16 protein-coding genes and 1 pseudogene are annotated in these 19394 nt (G+C 67.7%); 12 read left to right on the top strand and 5 right to left on the bottom strand.

Features of this window, described 5'->3' with window-relative positions; all coding sequences use genetic code 11:
- Window positions 1-190 precede the first annotated feature (190 nt).
- Window positions 191-1194 (top strand): annotated as a pseudogene (locus shn_RS28415) (DUF1403 family protein).
- Window positions 1195-1196: 2 nt separating this feature from the next.
- On the top strand, window positions 1197-1883 hold the full coding sequence (locus shn_RS28410) for an SMC-Scp complex subunit ScpB (protein ID WP_064333890.1): 687 nt from the start codon (window positions 1197-1199) through the stop codon (window positions 1881-1883).
- Window positions 1884-2229: 346 nt separating this feature from the next.
- Here shn_RS28410 and tcuB read toward each other — a convergent pair whose 3' ends face one another.
- Both tcuB and tcuA read right to left on the bottom strand, forming a co-directional pair.
- Window positions 2230-3363 (bottom strand): tricarballylate utilization 4Fe-4S protein TcuB, encoded by a 1134-nt coding sequence (gene tcuB, locus shn_RS28405; RefSeq protein ID WP_064333889.1) that lies wholly within the window; start codon window positions 3361-3363, stop codon window positions 2230-2232.
- Complete coding sequence (gene tcuA, locus shn_RS28400; protein ID WP_064333888.1) at window positions 3360-4781, bottom strand: FAD-dependent tricarballylate dehydrogenase TcuA; 1422 nt, start codon at window positions 4779-4781, stop codon at window positions 3360-3362. The genes tcuB and tcuA overlap by 4 nt, the downstream gene beginning before the upstream one ends.
- Before the next feature lie 383 nt (window positions 4782-5164).
- Here tcuA and acnA point away from each other — a divergent pair, with 383 nt between their 5' ends.
- The 4 genes from acnA (at window position 5165) to shn_RS28380 (ending at window position 11290) form a co-directional block, all read left to right on the top strand.
- Complete coding sequence (gene acnA / locus shn_RS28395; protein ID WP_064331898.1) at window positions 5165-7858, top strand: aconitate hydratase AcnA; 2694 nt, start codon at window positions 5165-5167, stop codon at window positions 7856-7858.
- Between the two features lie 114 nt (window positions 7859-7972).
- Entirely contained in the window at window positions 7973-8710 is a 738-nt protein-coding gene (locus tag shn_RS28390) for a sulfite exporter TauE/SafE family protein (protein WP_064333887.1), read from the top strand.
- Window positions 8711-8738: 28 nt separating this feature from the next.
- Window positions 8739-9893, top strand: a complete 1155-nt coding sequence (locus shn_RS28385) for a 2-methylaconitate cis-trans isomerase PrpF family protein (protein WP_064333886.1) — start codon at window positions 8739-8741, stop codon at window positions 9891-9893.
- Window positions 9890-11290 (top strand): CoA transferase, encoded by a 1401-nt coding sequence (locus shn_RS28380; RefSeq protein WP_064333885.1) that lies wholly within the window; start codon window positions 9890-9892, stop codon window positions 11288-11290. Before shn_RS28385 ends, shn_RS28380 begins: the two co-directional genes overlap by 4 nt.
- Before the next feature lie 32 nt (window positions 11291-11322).
- Here the strand turns inward: shn_RS28380 and shn_RS28375 are convergent, their stop codons facing one another.
- Window positions 11323-11979, bottom strand: a complete 657-nt coding sequence (locus tag shn_RS28375; protein WP_064333884.1) for a GntR family transcriptional regulator — start codon at window positions 11977-11979, stop codon at window positions 11323-11325.
- A 103-nt stretch (window positions 11980-12082) separates the two neighbouring features.
- On the opposite strand from shn_RS28375, the gene shn_RS28370 reads away from it, so the two are divergent.
- The 6 genes from shn_RS28370 to rraA all read left to right on the top strand — a co-directional run bounded on the left by shn_RS28370 (window position 12083) and on the right by rraA (window position 17075).
- Window positions 12083-13207 (top strand): AbrB family transcriptional regulator, encoded by a 1125-nt coding sequence (locus shn_RS28370; RefSeq protein WP_168168988.1) that lies wholly within the window; start codon window positions 12083-12085, stop codon window positions 13205-13207.
- 118 nt (window positions 13208-13325) lie between these two features.
- Complete coding sequence (locus tag shn_RS36610; RefSeq protein ID WP_168168987.1) at window positions 13326-13583, top strand: hypothetical protein; 258 nt, start codon at window positions 13326-13328, stop codon at window positions 13581-13583.
- Entirely contained in the window at window positions 13501-14397 is an 897-nt protein-coding gene (locus tag shn_RS28365) for a LysR family transcriptional regulator (RefSeq protein ID WP_064333882.1), read from the top strand. Before shn_RS36610 ends, shn_RS28365 begins: the two co-directional genes overlap by 83 nt.
- 120 nt (window positions 14398-14517) lie before the next feature.
- Window positions 14518-15603 (top strand): Ldh family oxidoreductase, encoded by a 1086-nt coding sequence (locus tag shn_RS28360; RefSeq protein ID WP_084438612.1) that lies wholly within the window; start codon window positions 14518-14520, stop codon window positions 15601-15603.
- A gap of 3 nt (window positions 15604-15606) precedes the next feature.
- Complete coding sequence (locus shn_RS28355) at window positions 15607-16584, top strand: D-2-hydroxyacid dehydrogenase family protein (RefSeq protein ID WP_064333881.1); 978 nt, start codon at window positions 15607-15609, stop codon at window positions 16582-16584.
- Window positions 16581-17075 (top strand): ribonuclease E activity regulator RraA, encoded by a 495-nt coding sequence (rraA, locus tag shn_RS28350; protein WP_064333880.1) that lies wholly within the window; start codon window positions 16581-16583, stop codon window positions 17073-17075. Before shn_RS28355 ends, rraA begins: the two co-directional genes overlap by 4 nt.
- A gap of 72 nt (window positions 17076-17147) precedes the next feature.
- Here rraA and shn_RS28345 read toward each other — a convergent pair whose 3' ends face one another.
- Together shn_RS28345 and shn_RS28340 are read right to left on the bottom strand one after the other, a co-directional pair.
- On the bottom strand, window positions 17148-18206 hold the full coding sequence (locus shn_RS28345; protein ID WP_064333879.1) for an isocitrate/isopropylmalate dehydrogenase family protein: 1059 nt from the start codon (window positions 18204-18206) through the stop codon (window positions 17148-17150).
- A 36-nt stretch (window positions 18207-18242) separates the two neighbouring features.
- Window positions 18243-19349, bottom strand: a complete 1107-nt coding sequence (locus shn_RS28340; protein ID WP_064333878.1) for a 4-oxalomesaconate tautomerase — start codon at window positions 19347-19349, stop codon at window positions 18243-18245.
- Window positions 19350-19394: the final 45 nt, after the last annotated feature.

Raw genomic sequence — 19394 nt, 5'->3', positions numbered from 1 at the left:
CGCAACGAAGGGCGGATCCCTGCGCGCTGACGGGAGGGAGCCTGCATGCAGACGGCCGGGAAACCAAGGAAAGACTGGGCAAGCACCGGCACGCGATTAAATTTGCATTAATATACATTTAAAGTCGTACCAACCGCCTTAACGGTTCATTAGGCGGGCGTCCGACGGGAAAAATCGAAAAGCTGTGCGAATGCGCTGGAAAAAACAGCACAAACCGCACGCGCCATGTAAACTCGCCGACATGGATTCGCGCGCACGCCCACCTGTTCCCGTCGTCCTGCCGCCCACGCATCTGCCCGGCTGGGCGCAGCCGCGCGGCCTGACCCCGGATGAACTCGACGCCGCCTTCGCCGCCGGCATCGCCCTGAAAACCCTGGACGACCTCGTTCGCGCCGAGCCTGTCTGGGCCGGCTGCTGGCGCGCGCGCCAGGCGCTTGCCTGCGCCGTCGCCGCCGTCCGGCTGGCGGGCAGGGGAGAGGACGAGGCGGCCCTGCGCGATGCGGCCCTGCTGACGGCACCGGGCGACGATCCGGGCCCGGCCGGAAAACTCTTCCTCGCTTTTAGCAGGCTCGCCGGCCGCAAGGGCGCCATCACCTCGAAATTCGTCGCCGAGCTTGCCGATCTCTTCGGCCTTGCCTGGGACGCGCGGCTCGGTGCGGCCGTCGATCATGCCGACGCGATCCTCCAGTCGGGTCGCCCGGCGCCCTTCGCCGCGGCCGAGCTCGTGGCCGCCATCCATGCCGAGCGGCCGGACGCCGAAGCCCTCGCCTGGGCGCTCGGCGATGCGATGATCGCGGAAAAGCTCAAATGGCAGCATGCCGTGCCGCTGTTGATGGCCGAACGCCATGGTCCGGCCTTCCGCACGCTCGGGGGAGGGGGCGTGTGCGCCCCGGCGAACCGGGCTTCGAGCGCGCCGTCTGCCTCGCGCTGGCCGAGGGTGCCGGGGCCGCGCTGCGCTCGGCCGGCGAGGTTGCGCGTCGTGCCGAACAGCTTCTTGCCGCCGCGCCGAAGGTGCGCACCAAGGGGGCCGGCGCCGTCATCCGCAAGCTGCTCGACGAGGACGCCATCTCGGCCTCCGCACGCAGCACCAACCTCTCCCGCTGGGCCAGCACGCGGCTGTTCGAGCGGCTGGAAGGGTTCGGCGCCGTGCGTGAACTGTCGGGCCGCACCTCCTTCCGGATCTTCGGGCTGTGACGATGACCGGATCGACCGCTCCCAGGGCACCGCGCGCCGGCAAGGCGAAGACGGAGAAGGAAATCCTCTTCGACCGCGAGCTGGAGGACCTGCCGCCGGACCTGCGCTGGCGGGAATGGATGCTGCGCATCGAGGCCGTCATCTTCGCCTCGGCCGAACCGGTCACACGCGAGACGCTGTCCCGCATCGTCGGCAGGGATTGCAGCATCGACCTCCTCATCGACGATCTCAAGGAAGACCTGCACGGGCGTCCCTACGAGATCGTCGCCGTCGCCGGCGGCTGGCAGCACCGGACGCGCCCACGCTACACCGATGCGATCCGGGCGTCCTCCACGCCCACGCGCGGGGGCGGGGCGCTGCTTTCGGAATTCGAGGCGATGGTGCTGATGGCGGTGGGCTATTTCCAGCCGGTCACGCGGAGCGAACTGTCGAAGATCTTCGGCAAGGAGGTCAGCCGCGACACGATCGGCGCCCTGCGCAATATCGGCTTCATCGGCTCCGGACCGCGCAGCCCGACGCCGGGCGCGCCCTATACCTATGTGACGACCAAACAGTTCCTCTCCGCCTTTGGCATGGAGACGCTGCGCGACCTGCCGGATATCGAGGCGCTGGAAGATGCCGGACTGCTGAGCCGCAAGGAAATGGTCGATGAAACCCTTCCGGCCCCGGCGGATGACGGGGAAGGATGACCGGGCCGGAAATCACCGTCCATTCCTGAGAGGGCGTCCTCACGATCGCTTTTCGGTCGGCTTCATCCCGGCCGGAATGGGGCAGACATAGGGTTTGCCGTCCTTCTTCTCCTTCGAGCTGCCTGATGTTCATGATGCCGGCACCCTGAAGGCAAGATCGATCACGTCGTCGATGCGCTGGAGGACGAAGGCGGCAGCCCTTGCAGCACATTCCCGCCGCTGCCGGAAAGGCCATAAGTTACCGGCATCGCCTGTTCAAGCGCGACGAAGCGCAGGCACCACGAACAAAGCCAGGGTCCGCCGTCGCGAGCCCACCACGGCAACGGCGTCATGGTTCCGATAGGCTTCAGGCTCCGTCGATCTGCCGCTTCTCCTTCGCATAGCGCACCAGCGCGAGGAAGCGGTAGATGCCGTGCACGAACTTGCCATAGGGCATGGTGACGAACAGGCTGAAGACGACACCGAGATGCAGGGCGAGCAGCAGGCCCATGGCTGGCGTGGCGCGCAGGACGAGCAGCAGGAGGCCGGTCAGGCTCGTCAGGAACAGCATGACGAGGAAGGCGACGTCCATGCCGGTGCGCGAACCGTCCTTGAGAACGGGATCGCGCCGCCATTTCGCATGGAGCAGGCCCGCCGGCCCGACGAGGAGCCCGATGCCGCCGAGCGTGCCGAGCACGACCGGGAGATCATAGACGGGGTAGGGGGCTTCGAGGCCGAGAAGGTAGTGGTAGAGCGTCGCCGTCGAGGTCGCGGCAAAACACAGGAGGAAGCCGTAGAACGTCATGTGATGGTAGAGGCGCCGCCGGTCGGTCGGCCGGTCATCCTCGTTCATGCAGCCGACCCCGCCGCCGTCGAGATACCGCAGGCTTCCCGCATCGCGGACTGCCTGCCAGATCGAGGCGGGTTCCCCGAGCGTGCCGGCGGGCTCGCCGATATCCTTCCAGAAATTGCGGATGCCCATCGCCATCGCCACCACGGCATAGGCGAAGGCCGCGCCGAAGAGCAGCGCCATCGCATTGTGCGGCATCAGCTTGTAGAAGGCGCCGGGACCGGTATGCACGCCGAAGAGCACGGCGGGATCGTGCCAGGCGGCAAAGCCGGCAATGAAGAGCGCGACGCTCAGCGCCGCGATCAGACTGATCGCCAAGCCGTTGCGATGGAACAGGCCGGAAAAGGCGCGCGGCCAGGCATAGGCCCGGTAGGAATCGTTGCGCACGATCGCCAGCGTCTTCGGCACGTTCACATCGAATTCGTGCGGCGGCGAGAACTGGCAATCGTGGAAGCAGGCGCCGCAACTGTGACAGAGATTGGCAAGATAGTTGAGATCGCCGTCCGAAAAGGCCCGCCGCATCTCCATGGCCGGAAAGACGGCACAGAGCCCCTCGCAATAGCGACAGGAATTGCAGACCGTCATCAGACGGTCCGCCTCGGCAAGGCTTGCCGTCGCATGGGCCGGCGGGAGGGAGGTGTGGATGTTCATGCGGCCTCCGGGGACTGGCTTGCGGACGAAACGAGACGGGCGGCCTCCCGCCCGGCAATGCGGCCGAAGACGCTGCCGATCGTCATGCCGATGCCGGCGGCATAACCCTGGCCGAGCACGTTGCCGGCCATGATCTCGCCGGCGGCGAACATGTTGGCCGCCGGGTGCCCATCCGCCATCACCATGCGCGCCGCACGGTCCACCTTGACGCCGAGATAGGTGAAGGTGATGCCCGGCCGGACCGGATAGGCATAGAAGGGCGCCGTCTCGATGCGCCGCGCCCAGTGGGTCTTGGCGGGTTCGAGGCCCTCGGTGCGACAGTCGTCGAGGGCGGCATGGTCGAAGGTGCCGGGCCGGACCGCGGCATTGAAACCGGCGACGGTACGCTCCAGCGCAGCGGGTGAAAGGCCCAGCTTCTCGGCAAGTTCGCCGATCGTCTCGGCTTCTACCGGCGGGAAGAGCGAGGGCATGAAGAGTTCGAGCGAGGGCGCGTCGAAGACGATATAGGCGATCTGGCCCGGCTGGGCGGCGACGAGCCGCCCCCAGATGGCATAGCGCTTCGGCCAGACATCCTCGCCCTCGTCATAGAAGCGCTCGGCATGCCTGTTGACGACGATGCCGAAGACGACGCAGTCGAGGCGCGTGATGATGCCGCCGTCGAATTTCGGCGCACGCGCGTCGATCGCGACGGCATGGCACTGGGTGGGATCGCCGATCTGCATCACGCCCCTGTCGATCAGCATCCGCAGCACCGTGCCGCGATTGTAGGGCGTGCCGCGAATGAGGAAGTTTTCGGCAATCTCGCCCCAGCCCTCCTTCAGCCAGTCGATATTCGCCTCGAAGCCGCCGCTGGCCGCGATGAAGGTCTTTGCGCGGATGGAGACGTCCTTGCCCGCATGCCGCACGGTGGCGGAGCGGAACCGCGCGCCCTCGATCGCAAGGTCCACGACTTCGGCGTCATAGACGATCTCGACGCCAAGGCTTTCGGCCGTCCGGTAAAGGGCGTTGAGCATCGCCCGCCCGCCGCCGAGAAAGAAGGAATTGGTGCGCCCGAGGCTGAGCGTACCGCCGAGGGAGGGCTGGAAGCGCACGCCCTGCTCGACGATCCAGGTCAGCATCTCCTTGGATTCGGCGATCATCATGCGCGCCAGGGCCTCGTCCGTCCGGCCGCCGGTCACGCGCAGCAGGTCGTCGAAGAACTCCTCCTCGCTGTAGGGGCCGGAAAGCGTTTCGGTCGCCGCATCGTGCGCGCAGCGCATGTTGCGGGTGTGGCGCGTGTTGCCGCCCCGGTAGAAGCGCGGTGCGCCCTCGGCGACGAGCACCCGCGCGCCGGCCCGCCGGGCGCTGATCGCCGCGCAGAGCGCGGCATTGCCGCCGCCTGCGATGAGCACGTCGTAGTCTGTCGAGCCGTCAAGCATGCCGGAACCGTTTCACTTTGCTGCACCTCACCTGCTTTATTGCACACATTTGTATACAGTCAAGCGGATGACGAGAGGACGGCCGCCGCCGCACGGCATCGATCGGTAAATCGGAAATGAAAACAGGGCCTCGCAATTGGAGAAGCCCCGTTCGCCGAACGGCAGTATGCAAATGGATACATTGATGTAGCGGGCGATGCGGAAATTATCTATAACGCCGGCGACACGCCAGCGGTCGGCGTGAATTTGATGTTCAGCGCCGAACACGGGAGTGAATTCCGGGTACGGACAGCGGAAATGGCCGCACCCGCATCCCGACAGGCGCTTTGGCGCGCGGGCGTTCGTACGTCAGTTTCTGGCGACCAGACGGAACGGGGTATAACGTGTCCAGATCCCTAGACAGTTTCAATTGTCGTTCGACCTTGACGGTGAACGGCACCGACTATGTGTATTACAGCCTGCCGAAGGCCGAGGCGAACGGGCTTGCCGGGGTCTCGAAGCTGCCCTATTCGATGAAGGTGCTGCTGGAGAACCTGTTGCGCTTCGAGGACGGTCGTTCGGTGACGAAGGAGCACATCCTGTCGGTCGCCGCATGGCTTTCCAACAAGGGCACGGTGGAGAACGAGATCGCCTATCGCCCGGCGCGCGTCCTGATGCAGGATTTTACCGGCGTTCCGGCGGTGGTCGACCTTGCGGCGATGCGCGATGCGATGGTCTCGCTCGGCGGCGATCCGGAGAAGATCAACCCGCTGGTGCCCGTCGACCTCGTCATCGACCATTCGGTCATCGTCGACGAGTTCGGCACGCCGACCGCCTTTGCCCGCAACGTGGAGCTGGAATACGCGCGCAACGGCGAGCGCTACCGCTTCCTGAAGTGGGGCCAGCAGGCGTTCAAGAACTTCCGCGTCGTTCCGCCGGGCACGGGCATCTGTCATCAGGTCAATCTGGAATATCTGGGCCAGACGGTTTGGACCAAGGACGAAGACGGCGAGATCGTCGCCTACCCGGATACGTGCGTGGGCACGGACAGCCACACGACGATGATCAACGGCCTCGGCGTGCTCGGCTGGGGCGTCGGCGGCATCGAGGCGGAGGCGGCCATGCTCGGCCAGCCGGTCTCCATGCTGCTGCCCGAGGTCATCGGCTTCAAGCTGACGGGCAAGCTGAAGGAAGGCGTGACGGCGACCGACCTGGTGCTGATGGTCGTGCAGATGCTGCGCAAGAAGGGCGTGGTGTCGAAGTTCGTCGAGTTCTTCGGCCCCGGCCTCGACAACATGACGCTGGCCGACCGCGCGACGATTGGCAATATGGGTCCGGAATACGGCGCGACCTGCGGCTTCTTCCCGGTCGATGCCGAGACGGTCAACTACCTCACCATGTCGGGCCGCGAAGAACAGCGCATCGCGCTGGTCGAGGCCTATTCGAAGGCTCAAGGCATGTGGCGTGACGGCGACGGCTCCGACCTCGTCTTCACCGACACGCTGGAGCTCGACCTCGGCGACGTGGTTCCGGCCATGGCCGGCCCGAAGCGCCCGGAAGGCCGCATCCCGCTGGAGAACATCGCCTCGGGCTTTGCGAGCGCGATGGAGAACGACTACAAGAAGCCGGGCCAGCTCGAGAACCGCTATCCGGTCGAGGGCACGGATTACGATCTCGGCCATGGCGACGTGGCGATCGCCGCCATCACGTCCTGCACCAACACGTCGAACCCGTCGGTGCTGATCGCCGCCGGGCTTCTGGCCCGCAACGCGGTCGCCAAGGGCCTGAAGACCAAGCCGTGGGTGAAGACGTCGCTGGCGCCCGGATCGCAGGTCGTCGGCGAATACCTTGCCAAGTCCGGCCTGCAGGCCGATCTCGACGCGCTCGGCTTCAACCTCGTCGGCTTCGGCTGCACGACCTGCATCGGCAATTCCGGCCCGCTGCCGGGTCCGGTCTCCAGGACGATCAACGACAAGGGGCTGATCGCCGCGGGCGTCCTGTCGGGCAACCGCAACTTCGAGGGCCGCATCTCGCCGGACGTGCAGGCGAACTACCTCGCCTCCCCGCCACTCGTCGTCGCCTATGCGCTGGCCGGCTCCGTGCAGAAGGACCTGACGAGCGAGCCGCTCGGCGAGGACAGGGACGGCAAGCCCGTCTACCTCAAGGACATCTGGCCCTCCTCGCAGGAGATCCAGGCCTTCATCATGAAGTATGTCACGCGCGAGCTCTACGCCTCCAAATATGCCGACGTGTTCAAGGGCGACGCCAACTGGCAGGCCGTGCAGGTGCCGGCGGGCCAGACCTATGCCTGGGACGACCAGTCGACCTATGTGCAGAACCCGCCCTACTTCGTCGGCATGGGCAAGACCGGCTCGGGCCTTTCCGACATCAGGGGCGCGCGGGTGCTGGGCCTGTTCGGCGACAAGATCACCACCGACCACATCTCGCCGGCCGGCTCGATCAAGGCGGCCTCGCCTGCCGGCAGCTACCTGATCGGCCATGGCGTCGGCGTCGCCGACTTCAACCAGTACGGCACGCGGCGCGGCAACCATGAGGTGATGATGCGCGGCACCTTCGCCAATATCCGCATCCGCAACCACATGCTGGGGCCGAACGGCAAGGAGGGTGGCTACACGATCCACTATCCGACGAAGGAGGAGATGTCGATCTACGACGCGGCGATGAAGTACAAGGAGGAGGGCGTTCCGCTCGTCATCTTCGCGGGCGTGGAATACGGCAACGGTTCCTCGCGCGACTGGGCGGCCAAGGGCACCAACCTTCTCGGCGTCAAGGCCGTGATCGCCCAGTCCTTCGAGCGCATCCACCGCTCCAACCTCGTCGGCATGGGCGTCGTGCCCTTCGTCTTCGAGGACGGCACGACCTGGGCCTCCCTCGACCTGAAGGGCGACGAGACCGTCACCATCGAGGGCCTGGAAGGCGACATCAAGCCGCGCGAGAAGAAGATCGCCAGGATCACCTATGCCGACGGCACCGTCAGGGACGTCCCGCTGCTCTGCCGCATCGATACCCTCGACGAGGTCACATACATGAACAACGGCGGCATCCTGCAAACCGTCCTCAGAGACCTCGCAGCCTGACGAAACGACAGGCACCGGGTCGCGACCGATCCGGTGCCCATCCATGCAAGGCGGCGCCGCTGCCGCCGAACGATGCCGTGCCGGGTCTTTCGCCCGGACAATCCCGAGCTATCCATGACCGTTGTTCTCTTCGCCGGCATGACCGTCACGGTGTTCCTGACATCGCTGCTCTCAGGCATTTTCGGCATGGCCGGCGGGATGATCCTGCTCTGGGTCCTCCTGTTCCTCGTGCCCGTCGCGACCGCGATCGCCGTGCATGGCCTGGTTCAGATGGTGTCGAACGGATCGCGGGCCTGGTTCTCGCGCGACTATCTGGACTACCGCATCCTCGCGACCCTCACGGCCGGCCTCTTCAGCGCCGCGATCCTGCTCATCCTCGTCGCCTATCGCCCGAGCCTCATCGTCGTCTCGATCGTCGTCGGCCTGCTGCCGATCCTCGTCTGGCTGCCGCTCGGCAAGCTGGAGCTCGACGCTTCGAAACCGCTGCATGCCTTCACCTGCGGTTTCCTGTCCGGCGGGCTGGCGATCGGCGTCGGCGTGTCCGGGCCGAGCATCGACGTCTTCTTCATCCGCACCAACATGGACCGGCGTACGGTCATTGCCACCAAATCCGCCATCCAGTTCCTCACCCATGCGACCAAGGTGGCCTTCTACTGGGATGCAGCGATGACGCTCTCGTCGGAGGGCTGGTTGGCGATCGCCGCGGCCGTGCCCATCGCCGTATTGGGAACGCGCTCCGGCAACATCATCCTGCACCGCATGACGGATGCCGATTTCCGCGCCTGGACGCGCTGGATCGTGACGGGGATCGGCGCCGTCTATTTCGTCTCGGGGATCATGCAGCTCGCCTGAGGGAAGGCCCGGGCGGGAAGGAGGGAAGATGACACAGATTTTCATACCGGCCGTCTTCTATCGCGGCGGCAGCAGCAAGGGCCTCTTCTTCCATGCCCGGCACTGTCCGCGGGACCCGGCCGCGCTCGAGCGGATGCTGCTCTCGGCGCTCGGCAGCCCCGACCCCTACGGGCGCCAGCTCGACGGCATGGGCGGCGGCACCTCGTCGCTGTCGAAGGCCGTCATCATCGGCCCGCCGACGCACCCGGACGCCGATGTCGACTATACGTTCGCGCAGGTCGCGGTCGACCGCCCGGTCGTCGACTGGGGCGCCAATTGCGGCAACCTCTCCTCGGCCGTCGGTCCCTTCGCGGTCGATGAAGGGCTGGTGCGCGCAGCGGACGGCGAGGCGCTGGTGCGCATCCACCAGGTCAACACGAAGAAGATCATCCATGCCCGCTTTCCCGTGCGCAATGGCAAGGCCGTGACGGCGGGCGATGCCGCCGTGGATGGCGTTGCGGGAACCGGCGCGCCCATCGCGCTCGACTTCCTCGATCCCGGCGGCACGGTGACAGCAGGCCTCCTGCCGACGGGACAGGTCGTCGAGAGGGTCGAGGTCGATGGCCGCATCTTCGAAATGTCGCTGGTCGATGCCAGCAATCCCGTCGCCTTCGTGGCGGCGGAAGACGCAGGCCTCACCGGATCGGAACACCCCGACGCCATCGAGGGCAATCGCGAGGCCATGACGCTGCTCGACCGGCTGCGCCGCGCCGCCGGCGTGCGGATGGGGCTTGGCTCGACGCCGGGTGGCGTCGGCCTTGCCAATCCCAAGATCGCCGTCGTCTCGGCACCCGCCCCCTTCGTGACGCTCGACGGCCGGACCGTCGGCGGCGAGGCGCAGGACATCGCCATCCGCATGCTCTCCATGGAGCGCGCGCACCGGGCGGTGACGCTGACCGGCGCCATGTGCCTTGCCGTCGCCTGCCGGATCGAAGGATCCCTGCCGCACCGGCTCTGCTCCAGGGACGCCGGCACGCAAGCCATCCGGATCGGCCATCCCTCCGGCATCGTCGCGGCCGGCGCAACCGTTTTCCCGCGCGGCGAAGGCTGGCATGTCGAGAGCGGCCGGGTCTACCGCACCGCGCGGCGCCTGATGCAGGGCGAGGTGGCTGTTGCGCCGTTCGACGGGGAGGGGAAGCCATGAGCCTCGGCGCGGCGGAAAGGCCGCTCCGTGACCTCCTCGATACCATCGGCTGGGACGATGCGCCGGTCGAGCGCCTCACCATCGAGGAGCGGCCCAAGGTGCTCGCAACCCCCTGGCCAGTCGCGCCGCTCGCCGCGGCGGTACTCGGCGCCGTGGGGCTGGCCGCCTCGCGCATCCGCGAGCTGAGGACCGGCGAGCGCCCGCGCATTTCGCTGGACATGCGGGAGGCGGAGCTTGCCATGGCGAGCTCCAGCTACCTGCTGGTGGACGGAAAGCCGGCCAAATTCAGCGATCCCTTCACCGGCTTCTATGAGGCGGCGGGAGGGGAATGGGTCTATCTGCACGGCAACTTCCCCCATCTGCGGGACGGGCTGCTCGCCCTCCTCAGCGTTGCCAACGATGCCGATGCGGTGAAGGCGGCGGTGGCCGAACGCCGGGCGGAGGATATCGAGGCCGAAGCGATCCGGCGCGGCCTGTGCGCCGCCCGGGTGCGGGAACGCTCGGCGTGGCTGCGCGAACCGCAGGCCGCGGCCATCGCGGCGCAGCCTCTCGTACATCTCGAACGAAGCGGGGCGGCAGCGGCCGTGCCGCTACCGCCAGGCGGCGAACGGCCGCTTTCCGGCCTGCGCATGCTGGACCTCTCCCGCGTCATCGCCGGCCCCATGGCAGGCCGCACGATGGCCGAGCACGGCGCGACGGTCATGCGCATCGCCAGCCCTCGTCTCCCCTCGATCCCCTCCCTGGTGATCGACACCGGTTTTGGCAAACACGCGGCCTTCGCCGAACTGGACACCGCGGAAGGGCGGGCGTCCTTGCGGGCGCTTGCCGCCGATGCCGATATCGTCCTCGATGCCTACCGGCCGGCATCGCTCCGCGGTCGCGGCTTCGGCCCCGATGATCTCGGCCGTCTCAATCCGCATCTCGTCCACCTCTCGCTGTCCGCCTTCTCGCTGCAAGGCCCCTGGCAGGGGCGCCGGGGCTATGACAGCCTCGTACAGGCGACGACGGGCATGGCGGCGGAGGGACGCGAGGGCAGGGGGCCGGCGCTGCTGCCATGCCAGCCGCTCGACTATCTCACGGGCTACCTTGCCGCCTTCGCCGCCATGCTCGCCCTCATCCGGCGCCATGAGCAGGGCGGGCGGTGGCAGGCGACGCTTTCGCTTGCCGCGACCGCGCACTGGATGTGGCGCATGCGCGATGCCCTGGGTGACGACGCCACGTACCCGTCCGCCAACCCGGACGTCGCCGCCGTGGCGGATCTGCTCGACACGCACGACACCGCCTTCGGCCGTGTCACCGCCCTGCGGCCGGCGCTTCGTTTCGATGGCGCGCGCGCCGGCTGGAGCCGCATGCCCGTACCGCTCGGCAGCGATCCGGCCTATTGGCCCCGATCATGACCGAGGCCCGGGCGGCGGAGCGCCGGCACGCGTCAAGTCTCGGCCCTGGTGATGACGAGGCGGACTTCGAGCGCCGCCTTGATATGGCCAACCGCCGCCTTTTCCGCACCCTCCGGATCACGCCGGCGGATCGCGTCTATGATCGCGACATGCTCGTCCGTCGCCGTCGTCGTGCGGCCCGGCTGGATGAAGGTCGTGTCGGGCAGCAGCGCGATCGTCTCCTGCAGGTCTTCCACCGCCTGGCGGAGGTAGCGGTTGCGGGCGGCGTCGTAGAGGCGCGCATGGAACTGCCGGTTCCACTGTGCGGCGACCTTCGGGGCCTCCGAGGCGGAAAACCGGGCATTGAGCCGCTCCAGATTGGCGATCTCGGCCTCTGTCGCATGGCGCGCGGCAAAGCGGGCGACGACGCCTTCCAGTTCCTCGCGCATCGCATAGAGCTCGAAGATCTGCTGCATGGAGAGGATCGAGACGGCGACGCCGCGGCCGGGCGCCGCCTCCAGCAGGCCCTTTTCCTGCAGGCGGCCAAGCGCCTCGCGCACCGGCGTGCGGCTGACGCCGAGACGGGTCGCCACCTCCTCCTCGCGCAGCGGATCGCCCGGCCGGTAGATGCCGTCGCGGATGGCCGTCAGAATGGCCTGGTAGGTGCTCTGGCCGCGCGTCTTGGAAAGCAGGTCCTTGGATGCGGTCATGACTGGCTCTCCCGTCCATGTGGACTTTCCGGCTACAGAAGGAAAAAGGCGTTGTCCACGGGCTTGTTTAATTGCATGCCATTGGATGCAAAGCAAAAGCGAAATGGTACGACCTTTGTCGAAGCATGAGACCCCACCCCTGAAGACGGCCGGGCACGGCAAGACCGTTCCGCTGCTTCACACCCTGCGCACGCTGGCCATCGGCACGGTCGGCGGCTGGTGCGGCTACATGCTCGGCCTGCCGCTCGGCTGGCTGCTCGGCGCAATGGCGCTGACCATGGTGCTGGCACTTGCCGGCGTGCGTGTGAGCGCCTCGCCGAAGCCGCGCGCGGCCATGATCGCGGTGGTGGGGCTGATGGTCGGCAGCGCCTTCAAGCCGGAGGTGCTGCGCCAGGCGACCGAATGGCCGGTGAGCCTCGCCGCGGTCGCCGTCTATACGGTCATCGTCGCGGCGTTCGGCATCGTCGTGTGCCGCCGCCTCGGCCGGCTCGACCCGGCGACGGCGGCCCTGAGCGGCATGCCCGGCGGCCTCAGCGAGCTGATCTCCATGGCGCCCTCCTTCAAGGCGGATGTGCGCAGCGTGAGCATGGTGCATGCGACGCGCCTCGTTCTCCTGATCACCATCGTGCCGCTGTCGCTCACCCTTTCGGGTGCGCTTGCCGCGCTCACCGGACGCACGGTCGACCGGACGATGCACTGGGCGCTGACGCTCTCGGCCCTCGACGCCGTCGTGCTCGCCGGCTGTGCCATGCTCGGCATCTTCCTTGGCCGCCGCCTCCGCCTGCCGGCGGCGAACCTCACCGGCCCGCTGGTGCTGAGCGCCGCTGCCCACATCACGGGCCTGACGGATGCGGCGGTGCCCGACCTCGTCATCGCCATCGCCCAGGTGGTGATCGGCGCGACGATCGGCCAGCACTTTGCCGGCGTCGCGCGGCGCACCATGCTGAACGGCGTGGTGCTCGGCCTGCTGCTCACCTGTTTCAGCCTCACCATGGCCGCGCTCTTCGCCATCGCCTTCGACCGCTATCTCGACATCCCCTTCGCGCTCGGCCTGCTCGCGCTGGTGCCGGGCGGGTTGCCGGAGATGAGCCTGATCGCCATCTCGCTCAATGCCGATCCGGCCTTCGTGAGCCTGCATCACCTGTGCCGCGTGGTCATCGTCGTCCTGGCGGCGCCGTCGATCCTGCCGCTCTGGTTGCGGTTGTCGGGCGGGGAGGGTAAGGGCTGAAGGCGGGAGGCGGGTGTTGCCGAGGCGCGATGCCCTCCTCGCCAACCGTCGCTACCCGCCAGCAACAGGAACCGATAGGCCATGGATATCGAGCAACCCCCAATCGGTGGACCGTGCCATGATCCTGGTCATCCTTTCCAACATCGCCTCGGCCATCGAGCGCTGCCTCGCCTTCGTCCGGCGCTGCGCGGACTATTCGCTGCACCGTTTCGACGCGCGCCTCATGGCGCGGGTGTACCGCGACTTCGGCCTGGCCGACCCATCCCCGCCGCCGGCGGCATCGGAGGCGCGCCATGCAGCCCTTCGATCCGGTAACGGCGCGCCTCGTCGTCGCGGTCTCCCGGTACGGGTCCATCGGGCGGGCGGCGGAGCATGAGAACATCGCCCCGTCCGCCGTCAGCCGGCGCATCAGCGAGCTGGAGGCCCGGCTCGGCGTCGCGCTGTTCGACCGCTCCCTGCAGGGCGCGCGCCTGACGCCGGCGGGCGAGGTCTATGTCGCCGGCTGCCGCGAGATCCTGCGGCAGGTCGCCGACCTCAACACGCAGATGGTCGATTTCTCGGCGGGCACGCGCGGCTCGCTGCGGCTCGCCTGCACCAGCTCCTCGCTGTCGGGCCGGCTGCCGGAGCTTCTGGCGGCCTATGCGCAGAGCCATCCCGGCATCGGCCTCGACATCCAGGAAATGTCGGCGGCCCTCGCGCTCGCCGCGATGGACGACGGGCAGGCGGACATCGCCTTCGTCGCCGACAACAACGATGTCGCGCGCTTCGAGACCGAGGTCTTCGAGGACGACAACGTGCTCGTCCTGTGCTCGCCGGATCATCCGCTGGCCGCGCGCCTGCAATCGGGAAAGCCGATCAGCTTCGATGCGGTGGCCGAACACGAGGTGGTGGGCATCCACCAGAGCGGCGCGCTCGACCGGTTGCTGAACGAAGCCGCCGCCCGCAGCGGCCGGGCGCTCGGCGAGCGGGTGCGCGTCGAAACCTTCCCGTCGCTTGTGCGGATGGTGGAGGCAGGTTTCGGCATCGGCTTCCTGCGCTCGACGAGCCTGCATCTGCTTGCGGGAACGGATGTCATCAGCGTGCGCCTGTCGGACGCATGGGCGAGCCGAAAGCTGCTTTCCGTGCGGCGCGGGTCGAGCCCGCTCTCCCGGCCGATCCGCGAATTCCTGGCACTGGCCCGCAAACGCTGAGGATCGACGCGGGAAGGCGGAATTCTATCCGGATTTTTTGGATACAATAGTATACATTGGCATCCATGGCTGATAGTCCATGATATCGTGAGCCGCGGGCTTCTGGAGGAGGATGGGCGAATGCAGGCGAAGGATGGAACGATCGTGCATGCGGATGCCGCTCGGCTGGAGGCCGCGGTGGCGGGGATTTTCGCCGGCCTCGACCTCCCCGCGCAGGACGCGGCCACCGTCGCGCATTATCTGGTTCTCGCCGATCTCCGCGGCGTCGGCACCCACGGCATTTCGCGCATTCCCGTCTATGCGGACCGCCTGCGCCGCGGCCTGGTGCGCGCCCGGCCCGATATCCGCGTCTCGCATCCCATGCCCGCCGCCGCGCATGTCGACGGCGATGACGGCCTCGGCTTCGTCGTCGCCCGCCGGGCCATGCAGGAGGCGATCGCCGCGGCGGAGCGGTGCGGCATCGGCATGGCGAGCGTCCGCAACAGCGCCCATTTCGGCATGGCTGCGGCCTATCTCCTGGAGGCGATCGATGCCGGACATGCCGCCTTCGTCTTCACCAATGCCTCGCCCAGCATGCCGGTCTGGGGCGGGCGCTCACCCTTCCTCGGCACCAGCCCCTTCGCCTTCGGCGCACCGGGCGGCGAGGGCTCGCCGCCGATCGTGCTCGACATGGCAACCTCGGTCGTCGCGCGCGGAAAAATCCGCCGGGCGATGCAGACGGGCGAGCCGATCCCGGCCGGCTGGGCGCTCGACGCCGACGGCCGGGAAACGACGGATGCCCGCCGGGCCTATGAGGGCATCGTGCTGCCGCTCGGCGGCCCGAAGGGATCGGGGCTGTCGCTGATGATGGAAGTCCTTGCGGGCGTGATGAGCGGCGCGGCCTATGGCGGCAAGGTCGGCGACCAGTATCGCGATCTCGACCGGCCGCAGAATGTCGGCCACAGCTTCATCGCCTTCCGCCCTTCGCTCTTCCTCGGCGAAGCGGCCTACCGCACGCGCATGGACGACCTCGTCACCCGCGCCCGCGCCTGTCCGCGGGTGGATGACGACCAGCCGATCCTGATGCCGGGCGAGCCGGAGGCGAACCGGATGAAAACACGGCTGGCCGAGGGAATCCCGCTCACCGCGGCCGACCTTGCCATGCTGCGCGAACAGGCGGACCTTGCCGGTCTCTCGATCGACCTCGACACGCTTGGAAGGGCCTGAGCCATGCTGCGGATCGCGATCCTCGACGACTATCAGGATGTGGCGCTCACCCTTGCCGACTGGGCCGTGCTCGGCGACGACTGCGAGATCGTCCGCTTCGACCGCAACCTTGCGAGCGAGGACGAGGCCGCAGCCGCGCTTGCCGGCTTCGACGTGCTGTGCCTCATGCGCGAGCGCATGCCGCTGTCCGCCGCGCTGATCGAGCGGCTGCCGGCGCTGAGGCTGATCGTGGTCACCGGCGCGCGCGTGCGCACCATCGACATGGAGGCCGCCGTCGCCCGCGGCATCACCGTCTGCCACACCCATGCCGGCGAATCCGCCCATGCGACGCCGGAAATCGCCTGGGGGCTTATCCTCTCGCTCGCCCGGTCGATCCCCGAGGAGAACGCCCGCATCCGCGCCGGCGGCTGGCAGCACACGGTGGGAACCGTGCTCGGCGGCAAGACGCTGGGACTGGTCGGACTCGGCAAGCTCGGCGGCCGCATGGTGCCGGTCGCCAAAGCCTTCGGCATGGAGGTGATCGCCTGGAGCCAGAACCTGACGGACGCGCGCGCCGCCGAAGCCGGCGCCCGCCGCGTCGACAAGGAGACCCTGTTCCGCGAGGCCGACGTGGTCTCGCTGCACCTCATCCTCGGCGAGCGCAGCCGGCACACCGTCTCCGCCGCCGAACTCGGCCAGATGAAACAGGGGGCATGGCTGATCAACACCGCGCGCGGCCCGCTGGTCGACGAGGCGGCGCTCATCGCGGCGCTGCGGCAGGGCCGCATCAAGGCCGGGCTCGACGTCTTCGACATCGAGCCGCTGCCGGCCGATCATCCGCTGCGCACCATGCCGAACACCGTGCTGACGCCGCATCTCGGCTATGTCACCGAAGGCGCCTATGCCGCCTTCTACCGCGACACGGTGGACAATATCAGGGCCTGGCGCGACGGTGCGCCCGTGCGGGTGCTCGCCGTACCGAAGACGGAGGAAGGAACGTGACTGATATCATCAAGACGGCGGATCTGGTCGACAGCAACGATGCCGAGGTGCGCTTCTGCGAGATGCAGTGGAAATCCTACGGCCGGCGCAAGGGCTTCCATGGCGAGATCGTCACGCTGAAGACCTTCGAGGACAACCGACTGCTGCGCGCGACGCTGGAGGAAAACGGCACGGGCAAGGTGCTCGTCGTCGACGGCGCCGGCTCGCTGCGCTGCGCGCTGGTGGGCGACCAGATCGCCGCCCTCGGCCAGGCGAACGGCTGGCAGGGCCTCCTGATCAACGGCGCGATCCGCGACAGCGCCGATATCGACGCCATGGATTTCTGCGTGATGGCGCTCGGCCAGGCGCCCAAGAAGAGCGGCAAGACCGGCCACGGCGCCCGCGACGTGCCGCTCGTCTTCGGCAATGTCGAATTTCGCACGGGGGCCTATCTCTATGCGGATGCCGATGGCGTGCTGGTGGCGGATGGACCGGTCCATCCGGCCGACTGACCAGGGCCACGCGAGGAGGCGAAATTGCTGCGGCACCGGGGCAGGCGCACCGGTGCCGTTTTCCTTGCCGGCCTAGCCGAGGGCCGCAACGACCGTTTCGGTGAACTGCGCCGTGCCGAGCGGTCCGCCAAGATCCCGGGTGCGGGTGGCGGCATCGGAAAGGACCCGGTCGATGGTCTCCTCGATGAGGGCCGCGGCTTCGATGTAACGCGCGTCGCCGGCGCGCTCGCCGTGCCAGCGCAGCAGCATCGCGGCCGACAGGATCATCGATGTCGGGTTCGCCTTGTCCTGCCCGGCGATATCGGGTGCCGAGCCGTGCTGGGCCTGCGCGGCGGCATGGTCGGCACCGGCATTCAGCGAGCCGGCGAGGCCGAGGCTGCCGGAGAGCTCGGAGGCGAGATCGGAGAGCGTGTCGCCGTAGAAATTGGTGGTGCAGATGACGTCGTAGCGGCTCGCATCGCGCACGAGCAGCGCCGCCATCGCGTCGATCAGCACCTCTTCGAGCTCCACGTCGGGATAATCGGCGGCGACCTTGCGCACCTCCTTCAGGAAGAGCCCATCGGTCAGCACGAAGGCATTGGCCTTGTGCACCGCCGTCACCTTGCGGCGGCGCGCCCGCGCCAGCGCGAAGGAGGCCCTGGCGATGCGTTCGATCGCCCTTGCCGTCACCTTGCGCATCGAGATCGCCACGTCCTCCGTCGGCATGTATTCGCCGGTTCCGGCAAACATGTTCCGATCGGGATACATGCCCTCCGTCGCCTCGCGCATGATGACGAGGTCCATCTCCGTGCCGCGGTGGAAGACGCCCCTGCGGGTGCGGGCCGGGCGGATGTTGGCGAAGAGGTCGAGCTGGGTGCGGAAGGCGGCCGAGACGTTGATGCCGCCCTTGTCGCGCGACGGATAGTCGAGATGGGAGATCGGACCGAGCAGGGTTCCGTCCATGCCGCGGGCCTCGTCGAGCAGGTCCGCGGGCAGCGTCGTGCCGGTCTTCTCCAGCGAAGCGAAGCCGATGTCGCGCGTCGTGTAGCGGAAACCGAAGGCGAAGCGGCGGTCGACGGCATCCAGCACCGCGACGGTGGCGCCGACGATTTCCGGGCCGATCCCATCACCCGGAAGAACAAGCAGTTTCATGATTCCATAAACTCCAGAAACAGGGGTACCGGTGACTCAGGCCGCAGGGGATGCCGGCAGCAGGGTCGCCGCCGGGACGAAGATATTGCCCTGCATCAGCTTGCGCGCGGTGCGCACCACCCCCCCGCTGATGATCTCGACTTCATTGCCATACGGCTTGCTCGTCATGGCGACATCGATGAGACCCGTCGGATGCTCGATGATCACGGTGCAATCGTCCCCCTCCGGTCGTTCTGCAAGGCCATCCGCCACGGTGCCGGGCACCAGCACGCAGGAGGAGACGCAGAGGCCGCCCGTCACCGCGAAGGCCGCATGGGTCTTGTGCGGCACGAAATAGCGCGCGGCGACGTTCCCGCCCTCCCGCGGCGCGGCCAGCATCGCCATTTTCGGCACCACCTTGCCGGTGACGTCGCCCAGGCCCATGCGGCGGCCGGCCTCCATGCGCATCGCTTCCATGCGCGTGAAGAAGGCCCTGTCGGCATCGAGTTCGGCGGCGCTCTCGTAGCCCGCCTTGCCGACATCGGCGGCGCGCACGATCATCATCGGCACCGCGACGTCGATGAGCGTCACATCGATCCCCTCGATTTTCTCCATCGGCTTGCCGGTGGGCAGCAGCGCACCGGTCTTCGAGCCGACGATATCCATGAAATTGAGCCGGATCTCCGCCGCCGTGCCCGGCACGCCGTCGATGCGGGCATCGCCCTCGTAATTGACGGCACCATCAGGCGTCTCGACGACCGCCTCGATGCGACTCTGGGTGTTGATGTCGTAGATGACGACGCTGGTCTTCTCCCCGCCGACCGGCACCATGCCCGTCTCGATGGCGAAGGGGCCGACGCCGGACAGCATGTTGCCGCACGAAGGCGAGGTGTCGACGATCGCCTTGTCGACGGAGACCTGGGCGAAGAGATAGTCGACATCGACCCCCTCGCGGCTCGACGGGCCGACCATCGCGACCTTGCTCGTCAGCGTATCCGCGCCGCCGAGGCCATCGATCTGGCGGATATCGGGCGAGCCCATCGCCGCCAGCAGGACGCGCGCGCGGATCTCGGGATCCTGCGGAATATCCTGCATCTTGAAGTAAGGCCCCTTCGACGTTCCGCCGCGCATGAGGATGCAGGGGATGGGATGTTGTGCTGGCATGATGCCCTCGCTGAGTGATGTAGACAATTGGATGCAATTGCACAC

The organism is Shinella sp. HZN7 (genome assembly GCF_001652565.1).
Classification (GTDB): Bacteria; Pseudomonadota; Alphaproteobacteria; order Rhizobiales; family Rhizobiaceae; genus Shinella; species Shinella granuli.
Note: the sequence above shows the minus strand (reverse complement) of the source record. Positions and strands in the feature narration are given on the sequence as shown.

Bases quoted from the DNA above. Each gene is read 5' to 3' on its own strand.
- shn_RS28410 (WP_064333890.1), top strand. From the start codon at position 1,197: ATGACCGGATCGACCGCTCCCAGGGCACCGCGCGCCGGCAAGGCGAAG.
- tcuB (WP_064333889.1), bottom strand. From the start codon at position 3,363: ATGAACATCCACACCTCCCTCCCGCCGGCCCATGCGACGGCAAGCCTT.
- tcuA (WP_064333888.1), bottom strand. From the start codon at position 4,781: ATGCTTGACGGCTCGACAGACTACGACGTGCTCATCGCAGGCGGCGGC.
- shn_RS28390 (WP_064333887.1), top strand. From the start codon at position 7,973: ATGACCGTTGTTCTCTTCGCCGGCATGACCGTCACGGTGTTCCTGACA.
- shn_RS28385 (WP_064333886.1), top strand. From the start codon at position 8,739: ATGACACAGATTTTCATACCGGCCGTCTTCTATCGCGGCGGCAGCAGC.
- shn_RS28380 (WP_064333885.1), top strand. From the start codon at position 9,890: ATGAGCCTCGGCGCGGCGGAAAGGCCGCTCCGTGACCTCCTCGATACC.
- shn_RS28375 (WP_064333884.1), bottom strand. From the start codon at position 11,979: ATGACCGCATCCAAGGACCTGCTTTCCAAGACGCGCGGCCAGAGCACC.
- shn_RS28370 (WP_168168988.1), top strand. From the start codon at position 12,083: ATGGTACGACCTTTGTCGAAGCATGAGACCCCACCCCTGAAGACGGCC.
- shn_RS36610 (WP_168168987.1), top strand. From the start codon at position 13,326: ATGATCCTGGTCATCCTTTCCAACATCGCCTCGGCCATCGAGCGCTGC.
- shn_RS28365 (WP_064333882.1), top strand. From the start codon at position 13,501: ATGCAGCCCTTCGATCCGGTAACGGCGCGCCTCGTCGTCGCGGTCTCC.
- shn_RS28360 (WP_084438612.1), top strand. From the start codon at position 14,518: ATGCAGGCGAAGGATGGAACGATCGTGCATGCGGATGCCGCTCGGCTG.
- shn_RS28355 (WP_064333881.1), top strand. From the start codon at position 15,607: ATGCTGCGGATCGCGATCCTCGACGACTATCAGGATGTGGCGCTCACC.
- shn_RS28345 (WP_064333879.1), bottom strand. From the start codon at position 18,206: ATGAAACTGCTTGTTCTTCCGGGTGATGGGATCGGCCCGGAAATCGTC.
- shn_RS28340 (WP_064333878.1), bottom strand. From the start codon at position 19,349: ATGCCAGCACAACATCCCATCCCCTGCATCCTCATGCGCGGCGGAACG.